Source organism: Phycisphaerales bacterium (assembly GCA_020852515.1).
GTDB lineage: Bacteria > Planctomycetota > Phycisphaerae > Phycisphaerales > UBA5793 > UBA5793.
The window spans coordinates 69,038-84,582 of record JADZAS010000004.1 but is presented as its reverse complement, the minus strand read 5'-3'; the positions used below and the strand labels follow the sequence as shown (position 1 = coordinate 84,582).

The window sequence follows — 15,545 nt, the reverse complement described above, 5'->3', positions numbered from 1 at the left end:
ATGCCCGGCGAGCCACGCAAGCCGCTCATGCGCTGTATCGGCGAATTCTTCGGCCACATCATCAGGGGCGTTCGTCAGGACGTGAGCAGGGACCGGCGCATCGTCGAGTCGGAGCATCGCGAGGAAAAGCGCGGCTCGACTGTCATTCGCGAAACGCGCATCCGCGAGATCGAGGTGCGCGATGAGTAGCCATGCCCGCCTGAGCACAAAGCAGGTACTCTCGCGCATCGCCGTGGCGGCCGCCCTCTGGTTCGGCGGCGGCTTCGCCGTGTCGCGCCTGCTGAGAATGTCGCTCGTCGATTCCGTCGCGTTTCTGCTCTGCCTGGGCGTGGTCTTCCTGCTCGGGTCGGTTTTCTTCGCCGCGGTGTATGGACCCAGGGACGAATCGGAATAAGCAATCAGAATGTGGCCCGCGCTGATCATCTTCGGATTCATCGTCCTGCTGCCGCTGCTCTACGTCATCGTCATCTACAACCGCCTCGTGACCTTGCGGCAGACAGTGATCGAGTCGTGGTCGGATGTCGATGTCGAACTCAAGCGCCGCTACGACCTCATCCCCAACCTCGTCAACACCGTCAAGGGCTACGCGGCCCACGAGCGGGAGACGCTCGAAAAGGTCATCGCCCTGCGCAACGCAGCCGCGGCCAACCACGGCAGCGCGGCGTCGCAGGCGGCGGATGAGACGAAACTCATGCTCGGCCTCAAGCAGTTGTTCGCCGTCGTCGAGCACTACCCCCAGCTCAAGGCCGATGCGCACTTCCTCGAACTCCAGCGCGAACTGGCCCTGACGGAAGACCGCATCGCCGCGGCCCGCCGCTTCTTCAACGCCAACACCCGCGAGATGAGGCAGTTGTGCCAGACCGTGCCCTCGAGCATGGTCGCCGGGATGTTCAACTTCCAGGGCGGCGACTTCTTCGAATTGAGCAGCGAAGCCGAGCGAGTGACGCCGCGCGTGGAGATGGGGTGAGCATTTGCCCCCACCGGCTAGGTGGGGGAGCGTCAGGGGCGCCTCTTTCGCACCCGCGCTTTCTACCGCCGCGTCAATCACGCACGCGCCCTGTTGAACTCCACCAGCGAGATGGACACAAAGAGCGCGCCAAGACAGGCAATCGCCACAAACACCAGGTATCTGGTTCGGCCGGTCCAAACCCACAGCCCCAGTGGCGCCACGATCGAGAAAACGACGATCATTGCCGCGATGATGTGCGGCCACTCCATGGCGCCCCGGCAGAGAATGAACGGACCGGCGAACATCAAGAGTGTGCTTCTTCGCTCGCCAAACATGGTCAGACTCCAGAGTCCCAGCGTTGCGAGCGCGACCGCTGCGCGAACACAGACATCCCACCCCACGTGAACGACGAATCGTTTGTCGGAGCGGTCAAACGAATTCGGTTCTTGCGGATCGAACCCCGTGCCGCACTCCGGGCACCGGCCGCGCGGCAGGCCCCGGAGGTTGTACTTGCAGTTGCTGCAGTAGATCCCGCGTACCCGCATGGCAGACCTGCGAAATGGCTCGAACCTCTCAAGCATATCAGTATGAAATGCGCTTGCGGATCGACGGCGGCGACGCATGCAGTTGAACCAGCGTGGCCGCGATGTGCTCGCCGGCGCGGCCGTCGCCGTAGGGGTGGCTCGTGCCGGGTTTGAGACAGCGAGCCCGGTCGATCGCCTGCCCAACTGCACTCGGGCTCGGGGCAGGGACGTCGAACACGTTCCCGCCGCGTTCTCTGCCGGCTTGTCTCGGCCCGACGTTGACGACCGGCACTCCCAGCGCCGCGGCTTCGATCAGCCCCGCCGATGAGTTGCCGATGAGCACTGCCGCCCGCCGGAGCAGGCCGATGAAGTGCTGACGGGGCAGGTGCGGCAGCATTCGCCGCTGCCCGATCGCGCGCAGAACTGCGGCCCGGCCCGGGTCGTGATTTGGCGCGCCGATGACGAAGTTGCCTCCGAAAGCGGCATCCGTCGCCGCAGCAACCGCCGACATCGTCTCGAACTCGATGGCATCATCGAGCCCTGTCGGATGATGCAGCACGACGGCGAACGGACGCGCCGGGTCGAGCCCAAGTTCGCACAATTGCCCGTCCGCGAGAGGTTCGAAAGCACTCAGATCATCGATCGCCGGCGAGCCGACGATGTGGATCGCGTCTTCGCGTTCGCCCATGCGCGCGATGCGCTCGGCACTCTGCGCCGTCGCGGGAAAGTGGATATGCGCGAGCTTGGTGATGGCATGACGCATCGCTTCATCCGCTACGCCTTCGGCCCGGTCGCCGCCGTGCACGTGGGCGACGAGAATGCCCGCGACGCTCGCCGCCGACGCCGCGGCAAACGCCTCGATGCGATCGCCGAGCACGAGCACGACATCCGGCTTGAGATTCGCAAGGGCCTCGGCCATGCCGGTGACGCCGCGACCCAGCGCACTGGCGTCGGCAATGCGCCCGGTTTCGCCCGCTCGCTGCATGGCCACCTCGGCGTCGATCTCGAATTCAGTCGCGACTTCATCGCGCGTGTTCACTTCCGCCAGAAGATGCGTCCCCGTCACGATCACCTGCAGATCAAGCACCGGCGACACCGCGATGGCGCGCATGACCGGGCGCAGCAAACCGAAGTCGGCGCGGCAGCCGGTGACGACGGCGATCTTCCAGGGCAACCGCGATGCGGCCATCACGCTCCCCCCTCGAGATCGGCGGCAGTGAGTGGCGTATCCGCAGCGACATCGCGCGCCAGCCGGCGCCCCGGGAGAGCCGTGAGCATTGCGGGCGGCAATCCGGCGCCGGGACGCTTGATCGTGAGGTCATCGCGCGTGAGCATCGCGCCGGCTTTCAGGTCGCGCGTCGCGGTAATCGACTGCCGGCTGACGGTGCGGACATCCTCTTCAATCGTCTGCACGATGACGTCGCGCGGCCCAAGCATCGCCCGGGCCTGGCGGGCGAGCTGCACGTACTGGGCGAACTGGCCCGGATCGAGAGACGCCGCGTGGTCCGGCCCGCGCGCGGTGCGGCTCCACGTCAGGTGCTTTTCGAGCACGCTCGCGCCGCACGCGACCGCGAGACCGCCGGTGTCGATCGATGGAGTGTGATCCGAGTAGCCGATCGCGAGGTTGCGATCCGGGCACACGGTTCGCGCGAGGTCAGCCAGGGCGCCGATCCCGGCCAGTTGTGCGCACTCATCCGGCGTGGGATAGGCGCTCACGCAGTGCAGCGCGATGTCGCCGAGGCGGGACAGGGCGGCGGCGATCTCCTCGGCGTTGGCGGCCCCGGTGCTGACGATCAGCGGCTTGCCCGCCGCAGCCAATGCCTCGAGCAGGGGAATGTTGATGATGTCAGGCGAGGCCGTCTTGATCGCATCCCAGTCCAGCTCGCCCGCCAGCGGCGCATCTTCGAGGCTGAAGATCGTCACGACGGCGTGCAGATCGAGCGAGTGTGCGTAGCGGACGATCTCGCTCATGGCCTCGCGATTGAGTTGCAGGCCGCGCAGCATCTCAAGCGGATCGGTCTCGCCCGCTTGCTCCTGGTACTTGGCAAGCCGGCACGCCCGGCTCATCAGGTGCTCCGCCTCAAAATACTGCACCTTCACCGCATCCGCGCCGGCGTGCTTTGCCGCTTCGACCAGTTGCAGCGCGCGTTGCGTCGATCCGTCGTGATTCACGCCGATCTCGGCAATGACATATGGCGGCTCATCGCGGCCGATCGAGCGCTCACCGATGCGCATGGCTGGCGGCCTCGGCGCGTCGGTCGGCATTCTCGTTCAGGATGAGTTCGGCCAGCAGGAGATCCATGCGATCGTCGATGTCGATCACGGAGCCTGCGGCGTTCTCAATGCCGCGGCGATCACGACCGAGAAACGAATGCGGCTGACCTTCGACGACGTCGTACAGGCTCGTCCGGCGCACGGCGATCACCCCGCCATCGGGCACGAACAGCGGCGGCAGGTCCTGGCGGCGGTACACCGTGTTCTCGACATACGCCGACACGCGCCCCGCAGCGTCGATCTTCACTTCCCAGTAGGGGTGATACTTGCCCACCGGCGCGTAACTCTGCACCGAATCAGCGCCTGATTCGATCAGGGTCCGGACCGCGCGATCGATCAGCCCCGCCGGCCGGATCGGTACGTTGGCATACAGCATCACCGCGATCGGTGCATCGTCGTCGCGCAGAGCGTGGCGAGCCGCCGCGTCCACCGTGGCCTCGTCGCCCGCGAGGTCGGCGGGTCGGGCGATCACTTCTACGCCCTCACTTCGGGCAGCGGCAGCCACGTGCGGGCAGTCCGTCGAGACGAGGATGCGGCTCACCGTCGCGGCGATTCGCGCGTGCTCGATGGAGTACTGCACCATGGGCCGGCCGGCCAGGCGCATCGCGTTCTTGCCCGGCAGGCCCTTGCTGCCGGCCCGGCCGAGAATGACCGCGGTGGCTCGCTCGCGTCCTGATCCGTTCAAAGCACTCATGGCCAAACCGCTCCCCTCACGCAGCACCGAATTCGAGGATGAGCGCCGGCGCATCGGCTTCTTCATGATTCGACTGCCAGCGCAGGCGCGACTGCAGTTGCGACCATGCCTCGGCGAGCGACTGCGCGGTGAGATCGATCGTATCCTCCGGCGCGGGCGCTCCCCAGCCGCTTGGCCCGGAGAACGCCGTGGCATCCGCGCGCATGTGCATGATCCGCCGGTTCAGTTCATCGCGAGCGGCCGGCGGCGCTTCGAGCGAAATCGTGCCGTCTTCCCCCGGCCAAGGGTCGATCATCGCAGCGCCCGCGTAGTGCAGCCAGCGATCGTAGAAGTTGCGCATCTCGTCCATCGTCGCCCGGCAACGCGCCATGCGGGGTACGATCCACGGCAGCGCGAGCCGGTTCGGATTGCCCGTGCGAGCCGTCCGCGCGTTGATCAGCGCATCAACGCGCCGCCGCAGGTCATCAAAACGATCGACGCCCATGACCGCCCGGTACGTCGCCGCGGTCTCCGCCTGCAGTTCAATGCTGATGACATCCACCGGCCAGTCGAACAGTTGCAGCGCATCGAAAGACTCGGGCAGGTCGGTGCGGATATGGATCGCGCGGCAACCCAGGTTGCGGCACAACTGAACGATCTCGCGACACCGCGGATGCAGCAGCGGATCACCTCTGCCGCCGAAGGTCACCGCCAGGTCGCCGCGCCCCGCTGCTTCGTGCAAGACGCGCTCGACCAGTTCGACTTCAACGTCGGTTGGCGCGACGGCCTCAGTCAACCATCGCGGCTGTGTAACGCGCCGTGTCGTCAGTTCGATCTCGATCTGCTGCGGTAGCGCATCGACTTCGCGCGGCGCTGCGCCGATCGCTGCGAGCAACTCCGTGCCGCAACTCTCCGGGCCAATTGCATCGGCAAGCGCCGCGACCCGCTGGCCGCCGATGTACCGGCCTGCGTGGTTGCGGATCTCCGCAGGAAGTTTGATGCACGCATCTTTGCTCGTCGGGTCGAGTTGCGGCAGGCTGGGAATGTACGAGAGCATCGAGCCCAGCGTGAACTGCCGCACCCGCTGGGCCATTTCGCGCATGAGCGACGCTTCGACGAGCACGCCGCACAGCCCCGGCGGCGCCTGGGTGAACACGAGGCGATGACTCTCGGGATGTTCGAGGTAGCGAGCGACGAGCGCATCGCAGCCGGTCGATTCCGACCAGTCGAGCAAGGGCCAGTCCGGGCCGACGACGACCACGGCGTCGAGTCCGAGCTCATCCATCGCCTCAGCCATGCAGGCCGGCGCCATGATCTCGTCAAAGACGGTCATCCCGCCGATGCCGCCGCGCCAGCACCAGTCGCTCCACTGCCGCGCGGCGGCCACTGCTGGGTGCGCATCGTCAAAGACCGGTCCGTCGATCTCTCGTACGACAAGCGGCCGGTCGATCGCCTCTGCGTGGATGAGTTCGCACACCGCAAAGCTGCGCGGCACGAGCAGAACGATCGACTCGATGCGCCGGCAGCGGCCAAGCCGCTCGAGCGTGCGCTGGAGCAGCGCGCCATCGTTCGCGGCGCCGCCCAGTGAGGGCTCGCGGAGCAGGCCGTCGCGCGCGGGGTCTACGGCAATCATCGCGGCAATGCGGCGAGGCCGCTGGGCGAGAACATCACCATCCGGCGCGTCCTCACCCGCATAGCCCTCGCCGATGCGCGTGCTCACGGCTTCGCCGCGCAGCACGCGCAGGGCATCGTCGAGTATGTGCCTCGCCTCCGCGCAGGCGTCTGCGAGCCAGCGCACATTGGTCTGATCGCGTTCGAGTTGGGCCTTTTGCCGTTCGAGGGGGTCAAGGCCCTCGGTGAGTTCGAGTCGCCGGTCGGCCCGGAGCCGCTTGAACACACCCAGTTGGTTGAGGTTGTTGACAAGGTCGTGCGTGCGCTCAAGGCCGTCCACGCGCCGCTGGTTGTCGCGAACTTTCTGGAACAACCGCTTCATCGCCGCCGCATCGCGCTGGCGAGCGGCCATTTCACCCAGCACGCGGCCCGTGTCGCGGCTGATGCGCTCGAGTTCCTGTACGTCGCCGCAGACGGACTGGATGCGCCGGCTGATCTCGCCAAGCCGCTTCGGGTTCAGCGGTCGGCGCTCGGCGGTAAAATCGGGCAGGGGGGTCGAGCCGGCCTCCGCGATCACTTCAGCAAGCGGGCGAACGAGTGTGTGCTGTTTGGCAGCGCCGCCGCCCTGCGCGTCGATGATCGTCTGCGGCGCTCTGGAGAAGTCGCGCTCGAACTGCGTCAGGTAGGTGCTCATCTGCTCGTCGATGAGCATCGGCGCGCCCGACTGGCTCGGCGCTTGGCGCAGGTTGCGCTTCATCCTCGCCACGCGGGCCCATTCCATCATGTCGATGGTGTTGAAGGCGTTGATCTCCGGCGCCCACTGGTCGTGAATGGCGGCGCCCGGGCCGTAGTAGAGATTGTCGGTAAAGCCCAGATCCTGGCCGACGAGCACGATCGGATCGCAGCCGAGATACTGCGCCAGGTAAAAACTGAGATGAGCAACCGTCGAGCCCGCGGGCACGGCGCCCATGTCGCGCGCCAGCGGTCCGAGCAGCCGGTCGAGAAAGCCGTTGGCCACGCAGCGAATCGGCCCCGGGTACGACTCGACCACGATCCGGTTCACCTTCGGCTCGCAGACCAGCGTGATGTTGCGCAGTTCGTGGGGATCGAGCCCGTCGTAGAAGTGCCGGCTGATTTCGTGATAGTCCAGCGCCGTCACGAAGTGCGGCCGAATGCCGCGCCGCAGCAGCGGCCGCAGGCAGGACTGCACCGCGATGATCACCACCCGCTCGCGCAGCGAAGGGTCCGCGAGGAGTTCGTAATGCCGCGACAGGCTCGGACCCGCCGCGATGAGCAGCGCCGTGCGCCCGGCGGCAATGCCTTGCAAAGGTGCGATGCCTTCGCCCGCGCCGTAGTGGTCGAGATTCAGGCTCAGGTTGCGGCAGGTCGTCGATGAATGCACGAGCGTCGTCAGCATCGTCGTGCGGATGTTCGACACCAGGTCGGCGAGCATCTTGCCGAAGCGGCCGGCTCCTTCGCCCAGACGCGTGCGGCTGGGCAGGTGCGATTCGATCGTTGTGCCTTGCGCGACGATGCCCTCGGCACCGGCGAGTTGCGATGCCAGCGAAGCGCGGTCTTCCGCCTCGTCGGCGATCACGAGGTTCGTCGCGTTGATCCAAGCCGAGTGGTCTACCCGCTCGAATACAGCGCGCAGCATCGCCACGTCCGGCTCGTAGACGATGATCAGGCCGGTCTTGCGCAGCCGCTCGGCCACCCGCTGCACGTGATATCCCGCGCCAAAGCCCAGCACCACGACCGCCGCGTGCTCCACGATGTCGACCGACGCCGCAAAGCGGTCGGCCTCGTCCAGGGGCCGGTGGCGGCTGCACAATTGTGATCCCCCCAGCGAAAGGGCGGGAACATCCTGAGGCGTCGGTGCGAACGCGCACTCCGGAGATGGTGGCGCGGCACGGATCCGCTGCACGAGCCGTGGATTGTGCCCGGCGAGCGCGGCGAGATTGGCGTCGAGGATTGCGGTACTCAAATCGCTCGCCACTCCGCTCGAAGGGTCGTTTGCTGGTCCGGCGCCGGTGCTGCTCGGGTATTATCGGAATCAGTTTGCCGGAGACTTGAAATGGATCTGCCCGACCGCTCAGCCCTTGTCGTGCACACGCTTGAGAGCCCCTGGTTCCTCGCGGCGCTGCTGGTCATCGCCGCAGTGGTCGCCTGGGTCGCCTTTCGTTACCGCGCGCCAAAGCCGGCTCAATGGACGGCCCTGGGCCTGCTCGCCGCCGCTGTGGGCCTGATTGCACTCGCCAGGCTCATCGAGACGACGGGCGAACGCCTGTCGCGCGAGACGCGAAGTCTCGTCGAAGCAGCCGTAAACGGCGACGCGGCGGCGTTCGGCGAGCGGCTCGACCCGACACTGGTATTGCGCATCGGTCCGGACCGCAGTTCGCTCGATCATCTGGATCTTGTTGAGCGGGTCAGGACCATCAAGTCGCTCGTCAAGTCCAACAACATCCGCGATGTGCTGGGTACGTCAACGGGGCCGGACACGGGCGAATCGGTGCTGGCGCAGACCACGGTCACGGCGATGGGAGAGGCGATCCCCAACCAATGGCGCTTTCGCTGGCGTCGGGACTCATCCGGCCGGTGGAAGATCACGGAGATGATCTGGGAGCGCTGGATGCTCAACCAGGTGCCCACGGCCGGACTGCTGGGCGGGTGAACATCACTTCTCGGGAGGCGCCTCGACCGGGGCCTCGAGAGGCGCTTCGCTCGATGTCGTTGCTTCCGACGGCGGGGCCGACTTGAGCCCTTCGATGAAGATGCGGGCGTCTTCCGCGATGGCCCGCAGCGCCGGGTCTTCGCTGCGCAGCGCGCCTTCAAGCACTACGTCGGTCGGCGAGTTCACGCGGGCGGCGATCCACGACATCTGCACCAGTGGATCAGTCGAACGGCGCGCAGCGGCTTCGAACTGGTTCAGCGACTCGATCCGGTTCCTGCTCGCCTCGGTTTGGAATGGCACGGTCAGCACCGCCCACGCCGACACCTCCCGATCCAATTCCGGCCAGATCTCCACGAGTCGGAGAATTCCTGTGTCGGCCGCGGCAAGCAAGTCGGCGTGCTCGCTTGGATCGATCATGCGCGTCAGTCGTGCGTGCAGCGCGGCCGAGAGACGGGTGATCGCTTCAATGGTGCTCAGCGGAGACTCGCCCGGCAGCGAGCCAGCGAAATCCGGCGGCGTTTTGTCGAGCATTCCCGGCCACGGCGAAACGTGCATTGGCGGCGATTGGCGCACGAGGCTCCGCGGCGTTTCCTGGAATTTCCCGTTGGGTCCGACGTCACAGTCCAGTTTCGCCTGAATCTCAACCGTCATTGGCCGCACGGCCAGGTTCGGAATGATCAGCCCGAAGAGCGTGTAGTCGATGGCGATGGGGACCGTCATTGACTTGGAAGGTTCGAGCATCAGCCGGCGCTGGAGATCGAGCGTCAGGGGAGGCGTGCCGGTCTGGACGGTCTTGCCCACGACCTGAAAGATGGGAAACAGCGCCGCGCGGCTGGGCAAAATTGTCTCCGGGCCGATCGCGACCGGCCACGGAGAATCGTTGCTCAAGACCAGGTCAAAGGTCATCGGGTCAAGGGGGTCGACCCGGCTTTGACGCGGGTTGATCGAGAGCGAGAAGTGCCGCTGCGGCCGATGAAGCAGGTCGCCGAGCATCCGGGGGAAGCGGTCGAGTTCTCTCTCCACCGCGCGCGCTTCGCGCGGCAGGGGCATCGGATTGCCGGTCAGGTCTTCATACGTCCACTTGCACATCACCCCGACCAGTTTGCCGGGTTGATTCTGGTAGATCTGCCCGAGCAACCGAGTGGCGTCGGCGGTGCGGCCGAGCTGAAGTTGCGCCAGCGCCAAGCCCAGATCGCTGAGCGGATCCGCCGTCGGCAGCGACTCGAGGCCGGCAATCGCCGCCGCCGCATCACCCTGGCGAAGGCTGAGCCAGGCGCGAAGCCGCCGAATCTCTGTCTGGTCGTGCTTACCGCTGCGGTCGAGCAGATCGATGTCTGCGGCGGCCTCGTCAACGTGTCGATTCACCCACAGCCGCGTCCAGCTGCGGTCGGCGATGATGCGCCGCTCATCCGCTTCCATGGCGTTGACCGCGGATGCGGGCAGATCGGTCCGGTCGGTGCTGCGCAGCTCTTCGAGTTGCCTCGCCCACGACTTCTCGAGCGACGCCATGCCGCGATCGATCTCTTCCGAGGCGCCCGCGGCAAGCGCCAGCAGCACGCGCGTGATCTGCAGATGCACGGACAGCTCGACAGAAACGTCGTCATACGTGGGCATCTCGCCGATCGGCGGCGGGGGCAGATGCGCCTCGGCAGCCTGCTGCTGCTCGGCCTGCCGCTCGCGCGCCCACTGCGCCTGGAGGCGCTGGCGCTCGAAGCGGTCGAACGACTCCTGCCGCCGCTGAATGAGGTCGAGTCCTTCCCTCGGGCCGCTGTCAGCCGCCCGCAGATAGGCGTAGTCGGCGAAGAGGTCATCGGGAAGGCTCGCTCCGCTCCGCGCCGCCTGCGCGCTCATTGCTTCGATCAGGTCGGCTGCAGCGCTGGCGCATCCGGCTTCCTGCACGGCGGCCACGAGATCGCTCAGCGCCGCTTCATTGGTCGGGTCGGCCTTGACGAGTTGCACCATCGCGCGCACCAGCAGTTCCGGCTTGGCGGTCTGCCGGTCGATTTCCAGCGCGTTGAGTGCGGCCGCATCGAGATTCGCCGGATTCAGTTTCAACGCTTCTTCGAGGTAGGACGCCGCGACGCTCGCCCGGCCCTGTTCCTGAGCCAGCGTTGCCGCGCGATATGCGATCTGGCTGAGCACCTCGGGAGCAAGCCGGCTGCCCGCTGGCGAACGCAGCAGCCGCTCGCAAAGCGCTAGCCGCTCAGCCACGCTCTGGCGGGCGTCGATGCCGCGGTTGATCACGCGCAGCTGCGCGATGGCGTTGTCGGGATCGAGGCGAAGCAGATTCCGCTCGGCGTCAATGAGCGTCTCGTCTTCCGATCCCAGGATCGACCCCGCCGCCTCCAGCCGCCGGTAGATCTCAACGTCGTCAGGCGAGAGTCTGGCGGCCCATTTCAACATTCCCACCGCCGCGCGATACCCGGCGAGGGGGTCGGCCTCGGGTCCGGGCCGGGCGAAGCGGGCGGAGTGCTGCACGAGACGCCGAGCCAGCAGTTCATTGACTCTGCTGGCGGGCGTTGGAGCGTCTTGCGCATTCGCCGCCTCCTGCTGGCCCCGTGCGGGGGCCAGGGTGAGCAGGGCAACGGTGAGTGCAACCAGCAGTCGGGTCATGGTGTTCTTCAGATCGGACGCTGCAGGGCGGTTACGTCAGCCGCCGTGCGCGCCGGGTCAACTCAGATCAGAACAGGCCGGCGGGCCGGCATGCTAGCAGCACGGTCTCGGCCGATTCCATGCACCTGCGAATTCGGGGTTTGACCGTCTCAGGGAGCAATCGTAGCGTAAGGTTCGGTGTCGCCAGCGATTGAGTCTGGCCCAGACGGGCGCGAGACGCCCGCTTTTTCGCGGAGAACTTCAGAATGGATCTTTTCCGGCGACGTACGTCCGCCATCCTCGCTCTTGTGCTCGCCATGGCTGCTTCAGGCTCGGTCGCCCGGGCCCAACTGCCGCGCGAAATCTACAACACGCCGCGCCCGCTGACGGCTGAGCAGTCGGCCGTTCTCAAGAGCCACGTGCAGCGAAGTCTCGAAGGGATGAAATCGCCCGACGGCAAAGTCCTCGCGGACGCACGCCGTTCCTTGCTCGAGCCGTTTCGGCAGGATACGTCGCGCACCTTCCGGCTGGCCTACAACGAGGCTCTGACCCCCGGCCTGGCCGCCATCGCGCGCGATGAGGCCGCGGAAATGGCCAACCGGCAGGCGGCGATCTGGATCCTCGGCTCGATTGCCAGCGACGAAGCCGACGCGGCTCTGCGCGACGTCATGGGCAGCGAGGAGCCGGCCCTGCGCTACGCGGCGGCCACGGGGCTCGAGCGCTCCATGCGTTCGATCCCGCAGGACCGCAATGCCTATTCCAACGCTTTGCAGAGCGAGAAGAATGTCGCCCGCTACCTGCGCGAGGCCCTCGGTGATGAAAGCGACCCCGAAGTGCTGCGCGCGATGTTCGCCGCCGCCGCGGCGCTGCCCACCGTCGCTGACGCCATCGACGCGGTGAGCGAGGGGCTCACGTTGCAGGCCCGGCGACTCAAGGACGACGCTTCAGCCGCGGCGCTCAACTCGCTTCGCACCGGCCTTGAGCGCCTGCAGAAGCGCTACGTCGTGGACACGGTCGGCGGCCCGGCCATCGCGCCGCACGAGCACAATATGATCGAGGCGGCGGCCAGCATCCTGCTGCTGGCCGTCGAACACGGCCGCAATGATCTGATCATCGACCAGAATCGCCAGGTGTACACCGACCTGACGCGCACGAGCGAGAATCTCATGAGCCTGCTCTGCCGCCAGGCCACCGCGCAGACGAAGGTTACCAGCGCCATTTCCGCCGGCCGCATCGACGAGGCCGCCCAGGCGCTTGAGACCGGCTGGCTCGCCGAGGACGGCCCGATCTACTCGAACCGCACCTGGGAGTTTCAGCCCGGCGCGATCGAGGACGCTTTCCGCCGCTGATGTGCGGATCGAATCGCTCGGGGGCGGCGGCGGCTCTACGCTTCGCCCATGCGGTCGATCGCGCCCATTCTGATGCTGGTTGCTCTTGTAGTTGGCGCGGTGCTGCTCGACCGGCCGCAACCTGCCGCCGACCTGACGTTCATCAATCGGGGCGAGGTGCACTCGCTCGACCCGCAGCGCATGAGTTGGTTACAGGACTTCCGCATCGCCGATGCGATTTATGAAGGTCTCGTCAATCACGACAACGACACCTTCGAGATCGTCCCCGGCGTGGCGGAGACCTGGGAAGTCTCCCCCGACGGGCTGACGTACACCTTCCACCTCCGCGAAAACGCCAAATGGTCCAACGGCGATCCCGTGATCGCGCCGGACTTCGCGTACTCCTGGCGTCGCGCCCTTTTTCCCGACACCGTCGCGGGGTATGCCGATCTGTTCTTCAAGATCAAGGGGGGCCGTGCGTTCTTCGACTGGCGCGCGGCTCAACTCGAGACATTCATCACGCAGGCGATGCCGCTGAGCGGACCCGAGCGGCTGAAACTCGCTCAGACCATGCTCGACGAAGCGCTGGCCCGCTACGAGCACACCGTCGGCGTCAAGGCGCTCGATGCCCGCACGCTGGTGGTCACCCTTGAAGTGCCCACGCCCTACATGCTCGATCTGCTGGCGTTCGGCCCGTTCAAGCCGGTGCACCGGCCCACCGTCGAGCCTTACGTGAAACTCGACGCGGCGACGGGCGCGCTGCGCCAGCATCACGGCTGGACCAAGCCGCCCCACCTCGTGAGCAACGGCCCGTACATCCTTGCCGTGTGGCGCTACATGCGCGACCTTCGCCTGGAGCGCAACTCGTACTACTGGAACGCCGGCGCTGTCAAATCCGACTCCGTCCTGTGCATCGCCGTCGAAGACGCCAACACCGCCGTGCTCGCGTACGAGACGGGAACGATCAACTGGCTCAGCGACGTTGGCGTGGACTACCGCGCCGACATGCTCGTGCAGAAACGGAAGTACATGGATCGCAACGCCGCGCGCTACGACGAACTTCGAGCGCAGGGGCTGGGCTACAACGAGGCGATGGCGATCCTCGCAGAGGAATCGCCGCCACAGCCCGGCGAGCGCAACGACATCCACGCCTTCGCGGCGTATGGGACGTACTTCTACAACTTCAACTGCCAGCCCACGCTCAACAGCGGCGCGTTCAACCCGTTCAAGGATGCGCGCATCCGCCGCGCCTTCGCTCGGACGGTGGACAAGCAGGCCATCGTCGAGCGCGTGACGCGGATGAATCAGCCCGTCGCGAACGTGCTCATTCCGCCCGGCTCCATCGCGGGTTTCGAGGGCGCCAAGGGCATCGGCTACGACCCCGCCAGGGCGCGCGAGGAATTGGCCGAGGCCGGCTGGAGCGATCGAGACGGCGACGGCTTCATCGAGGAAGCGTCGGGCCAGATGTTCCCGACGGTGGAGATTCTCTTCCCGTCCGTCGCCGAGCACAAGTCCATCGCCCAGGCCATCGCGCACATGTGGGAGCGGCAGCTCGGCGTGAAATGCCGCCTGCGCGAGGAAGAGACCAAGGTGCAGGCCACTCACCTCCAGGAGCACGACTTCATGGTCGCGCGCGGCAACTGGTACGGCGACTACGGCGACCCGACCACCTTCCTTGATCTGCACCGCACCGGCAACAGCAACAACGACCGCAACTTCTCCAACCCCGCGTTTGATGAACTGATGGATCGCGCCGACCGCGAACTCGATCCCCAGAAGCGCATGCAACTGCTGGAGCAGGCCGACGCGATGACCATCAACGAAGAGTTGCCGCTGCTGCCGCTGTTTCACCAGGTCACGCTGTACATGTACGATCCCGCCGAACTGCGCAACGTCTCCACGCACCCGCGGCTCACCCAGTTCCTCTGGGAGATGGAGGTCGTGAAGTGAGCAGGGGAGTGCCGGCATGACGGCGATGCTCATTCGCAGACTGCTGCAGGTGCCTCTGATCCTGCTGGTCATCTATACGGCGACCTTCACGCTCGCCTGGTGGCTGCCCGGCAATCCGCTCGACAAGCCCGAAGGCCGCCGGCCCGACCCCGCAGTGCAGGACGCCATGAAGGCGCAATACAACCTCGACGACCCGCTGAAGTTCTATGTGTCGTACCTCGACCAGGCGTCGGGCGTGGCGTGGCTGCGCGGCGACTCGCGCAAGGTCTTCAACCTCGGCCCCTGCCTGCAGTACGAGGACTGGAGCGTCAACGAACTCATCGGCGGTGCGCTGCCCGTGAGTATCGTGCTGGGAATGGTCGCGCTCGTCTTCGCCCTGGCCATCGGCCTGGTCTCCGGGATCGTCGGCGCCGTGAGGCCTGGCAGCTGGATGGACGTGGCGACGCTGCTCGTAGCGCTGGTGGGCATCAGCCTGCCGAGTTTCGTCATCGGCACAGCGCTGCTCATTGTGTTTGCCGTGTGGTTCGAGTTCGTCCACGTGGCCCACTGGGGTTCGCCGCGCGATCTCATCCTGCCCGCGCTCACCCTCAGCCTGCCATTTGCGGCCTACATCGCGCGCCTGACGCGCCTGGGCATGATCGATGTGCTGCAGTCGGACTTCATCCGCACGGCACGCGCCAAGGGCGTCTCAGAAACCCGCATCGTGCTTCGCCACGCGCTTAAGGTCGCCTTCCTGCCCGTGCTCAGTTACCTCGGGCCGGCCGCAGCGTACGTCATGACCGGCTCGTTCGTGGTCGAGAAAGTCTTTAATGTGCCCGGGCTTGGCCAGCACTTCGTCAATTCGGTGCTCAACAAGGACCTCTTCGTCATCATGGGCATCGTGCTCACCTACTCAACCATGCTCGTGCTGTTCAATCTCGCCGTGGATGTGATGTACCGCTGGGTCGATCCGCGAATTCAACTCGCCTGAACG

Annotated in this window: 13 protein-coding genes; 7 read left to right on the top strand and 6 right to left on the bottom strand. The window is 66.2% G+C overall.

Going from position 1 to position 15,545, the window contains the following annotated elements:
- From IT430_02445 to IT430_02435, 3 genes are read left to right on the top strand one after another with little or no spacing between them, the layout of a single operon-like run.
- Positions 1 to 189 (top strand): hypothetical protein, encoded by a 189-nt coding sequence (locus IT430_02445; protein ID MCC6906778.1) that lies wholly within the window; start codon positions 1 to 3, stop codon positions 187 to 189.
- Positions 182 to 394, top strand: coding sequence for a hypothetical protein (locus IT430_02440; GenBank protein MCC6906777.1), 213 nt, complete (start codon positions 182 to 184; stop codon positions 392 to 394). The genes IT430_02445 and IT430_02440 overlap by 8 nt, the downstream gene beginning before the upstream one ends.
- Before the next feature lie 9 nt (positions 395 to 403).
- Positions 404 to 967 (top strand): LemA family protein, encoded by a 564-nt coding sequence (locus tag IT430_02435; GenBank protein ID MCC6906776.1) that lies wholly within the window; start codon positions 404 to 406, stop codon positions 965 to 967.
- Positions 968 to 1,044: 77 nt separating this feature from the next.
- Here the strand turns inward: IT430_02435 and IT430_02430 are convergent, their stop codons facing one another.
- From IT430_02430 to IT430_02410, 5 genes are read right to left on the bottom strand one after another with little or no spacing between them, the layout of a single operon-like run.
- Entirely contained in the window at positions 1,045 to 1,494 is a 450-nt protein-coding gene (locus IT430_02430; GenBank protein MCC6906775.1) for a hypothetical protein, read from the bottom strand.
- A 37-nt stretch (positions 1,495 to 1,531) separates the two neighbouring features.
- Positions 1,532 to 2,662, bottom strand: a complete 1,131-nt coding sequence (gene neuC, locus IT430_02425; protein ID MCC6906774.1) for a UDP-N-acetylglucosamine 2-epimerase (hydrolyzing) — start codon at positions 2,660 to 2,662, stop codon at positions 1,532 to 1,534.
- Positions 2,662 to 3,708 carry an N-acetylneuraminate synthase family protein gene (locus tag IT430_02420; GenBank protein MCC6906773.1) on the bottom strand — a complete coding sequence of 349 codons (1,047 nt, stop codon included), beginning with the start codon at positions 3,706 to 3,708 and terminating at the stop codon, positions 2,662 to 2,664. The genes neuC and IT430_02420 overlap by 1 nt, the downstream gene beginning before the upstream one ends.
- Entirely contained in the window at positions 3,695 to 4,441 is a 747-nt protein-coding gene (locus tag IT430_02415; GenBank protein MCC6906772.1) for an acylneuraminate cytidylyltransferase family protein, read from the bottom strand. The genes IT430_02420 and IT430_02415 overlap by 14 nt, the downstream gene beginning before the upstream one ends.
- Positions 4,442 to 4,457: 16 nt before the next feature.
- A complete protein-coding gene (locus tag IT430_02410; protein ID MCC6906771.1) occupies positions 4,458 to 8,015 on the bottom strand; it encodes a DUF115 domain-containing protein in 3,558 nt (1,185 codons plus the stop codon).
- A 90-nt stretch (positions 8,016 to 8,105) separates the two neighbouring features.
- Between IT430_02410 and IT430_02405 the strand changes: the two genes are divergently transcribed.
- Positions 8,106 to 8,702, top strand: coding sequence for a hypothetical protein (locus IT430_02405; protein ID MCC6906770.1), 597 nt, complete (start codon positions 8,106 to 8,108; stop codon positions 8,700 to 8,702).
- 3 nt (positions 8,703 to 8,705) lie between these two features.
- Here IT430_02405 and IT430_02400 read toward each other — a convergent pair whose 3' ends face one another.
- Positions 8,706 to 11,315, bottom strand: coding sequence for a hypothetical protein (locus IT430_02400; GenBank protein MCC6906769.1), 2,610 nt, complete (start codon positions 11,313 to 11,315; stop codon positions 8,706 to 8,708).
- Between the two features lie 245 nt (positions 11,316 to 11,560).
- On the opposite strand from IT430_02400, the gene IT430_02395 reads away from it, so the two are divergent.
- Genes IT430_02395 through IT430_02385 form a run of 3 tightly spaced genes read left to right on the top strand, consistent with a single transcriptional unit; the run spans position 11,561 to position 15,542 of the window.
- Entirely contained in the window at positions 11,561 to 12,643 is a 1,083-nt protein-coding gene (locus tag IT430_02395) for a HEAT repeat domain-containing protein (GenBank protein ID MCC6906768.1), read from the top strand.
- 48 nt (positions 12,644 to 12,691) lie between these two features.
- Positions 12,692 to 14,572 (top strand): peptide ABC transporter substrate-binding protein, encoded by a 1,881-nt coding sequence (locus IT430_02390; protein ID MCC6906767.1) that lies wholly within the window; start codon positions 12,692 to 12,694, stop codon positions 14,570 to 14,572.
- Positions 14,573 to 14,588: 16 nt separating this feature from the next.
- Entirely contained in the window at positions 14,589 to 15,542 is a 954-nt protein-coding gene (locus IT430_02385; GenBank protein MCC6906766.1) for an ABC transporter permease, read from the top strand.
- The last annotated feature ends 3 nt before the right edge of the window (positions 15,543 to 15,545 follow it).

What these genes read in the sequence shown, in the direction of transcription:
- IT430_02430 (MCC6906775.1), bottom strand. Translation starts at nt 1,494, where the DNA reads ATGCGGGTACGCGGGATCTACTGCAGCAACTGCAAGTACAACCTCCGG.
- IT430_02390 (MCC6906767.1), top strand. Translation starts at nt 12,692, where the DNA reads ATGCGGTCGATCGCGCCCATTCTGATGCTGGTTGCTCTTGTAGTTGGC.
- IT430_02420 (MCC6906773.1), bottom strand. Translation starts at nt 3,708, where the DNA reads ATGCGCATCGGTGAGCGCTCGATCGGCCGCGATGAGCCGCCATATGTC.
- IT430_02400 (MCC6906769.1), bottom strand. Translation starts at nt 11,315, where the DNA reads ATGACCCGACTGCTGGTTGCACTCACCGTTGCCCTGCTCACCCTGGCC.
- IT430_02405 (MCC6906770.1), top strand. Translation starts at nt 8,106, where the DNA reads ATGGATCTGCCCGACCGCTCAGCCCTTGTCGTGCACACGCTTGAGAGC.
- IT430_02415 (MCC6906772.1), bottom strand. Translation starts at nt 4,441, where the DNA reads ATGAGTGCTTTGAACGGATCAGGACGCGAGCGAGCCACCGCGGTCATT.
- IT430_02395 (MCC6906768.1), top strand. Translation starts at nt 11,561, where the DNA reads ATGGATCTTTTCCGGCGACGTACGTCCGCCATCCTCGCTCTTGTGCTC.
- IT430_02435 (MCC6906776.1), top strand. Translation starts at nt 404, where the DNA reads ATGTGGCCCGCGCTGATCATCTTCGGATTCATCGTCCTGCTGCCGCTG.
- IT430_02440 (MCC6906777.1), top strand. Translation starts at nt 182, where the DNA reads ATGAGTAGCCATGCCCGCCTGAGCACAAAGCAGGTACTCTCGCGCATC.
- IT430_02445 (MCC6906778.1), top strand. Translation starts at nt 1, where the DNA reads ATGCCCGGCGAGCCACGCAAGCCGCTCATGCGCTGTATCGGCGAATTC.
- IT430_02385 (MCC6906766.1), top strand. Translation starts at nt 14,589, where the DNA reads ATGACGGCGATGCTCATTCGCAGACTGCTGCAGGTGCCTCTGATCCTG.
- neuC (MCC6906774.1), bottom strand. Translation starts at nt 2,662, where the DNA reads ATGGCCGCATCGCGGTTGCCCTGGAAGATCGCCGTCGTCACCGGCTGC.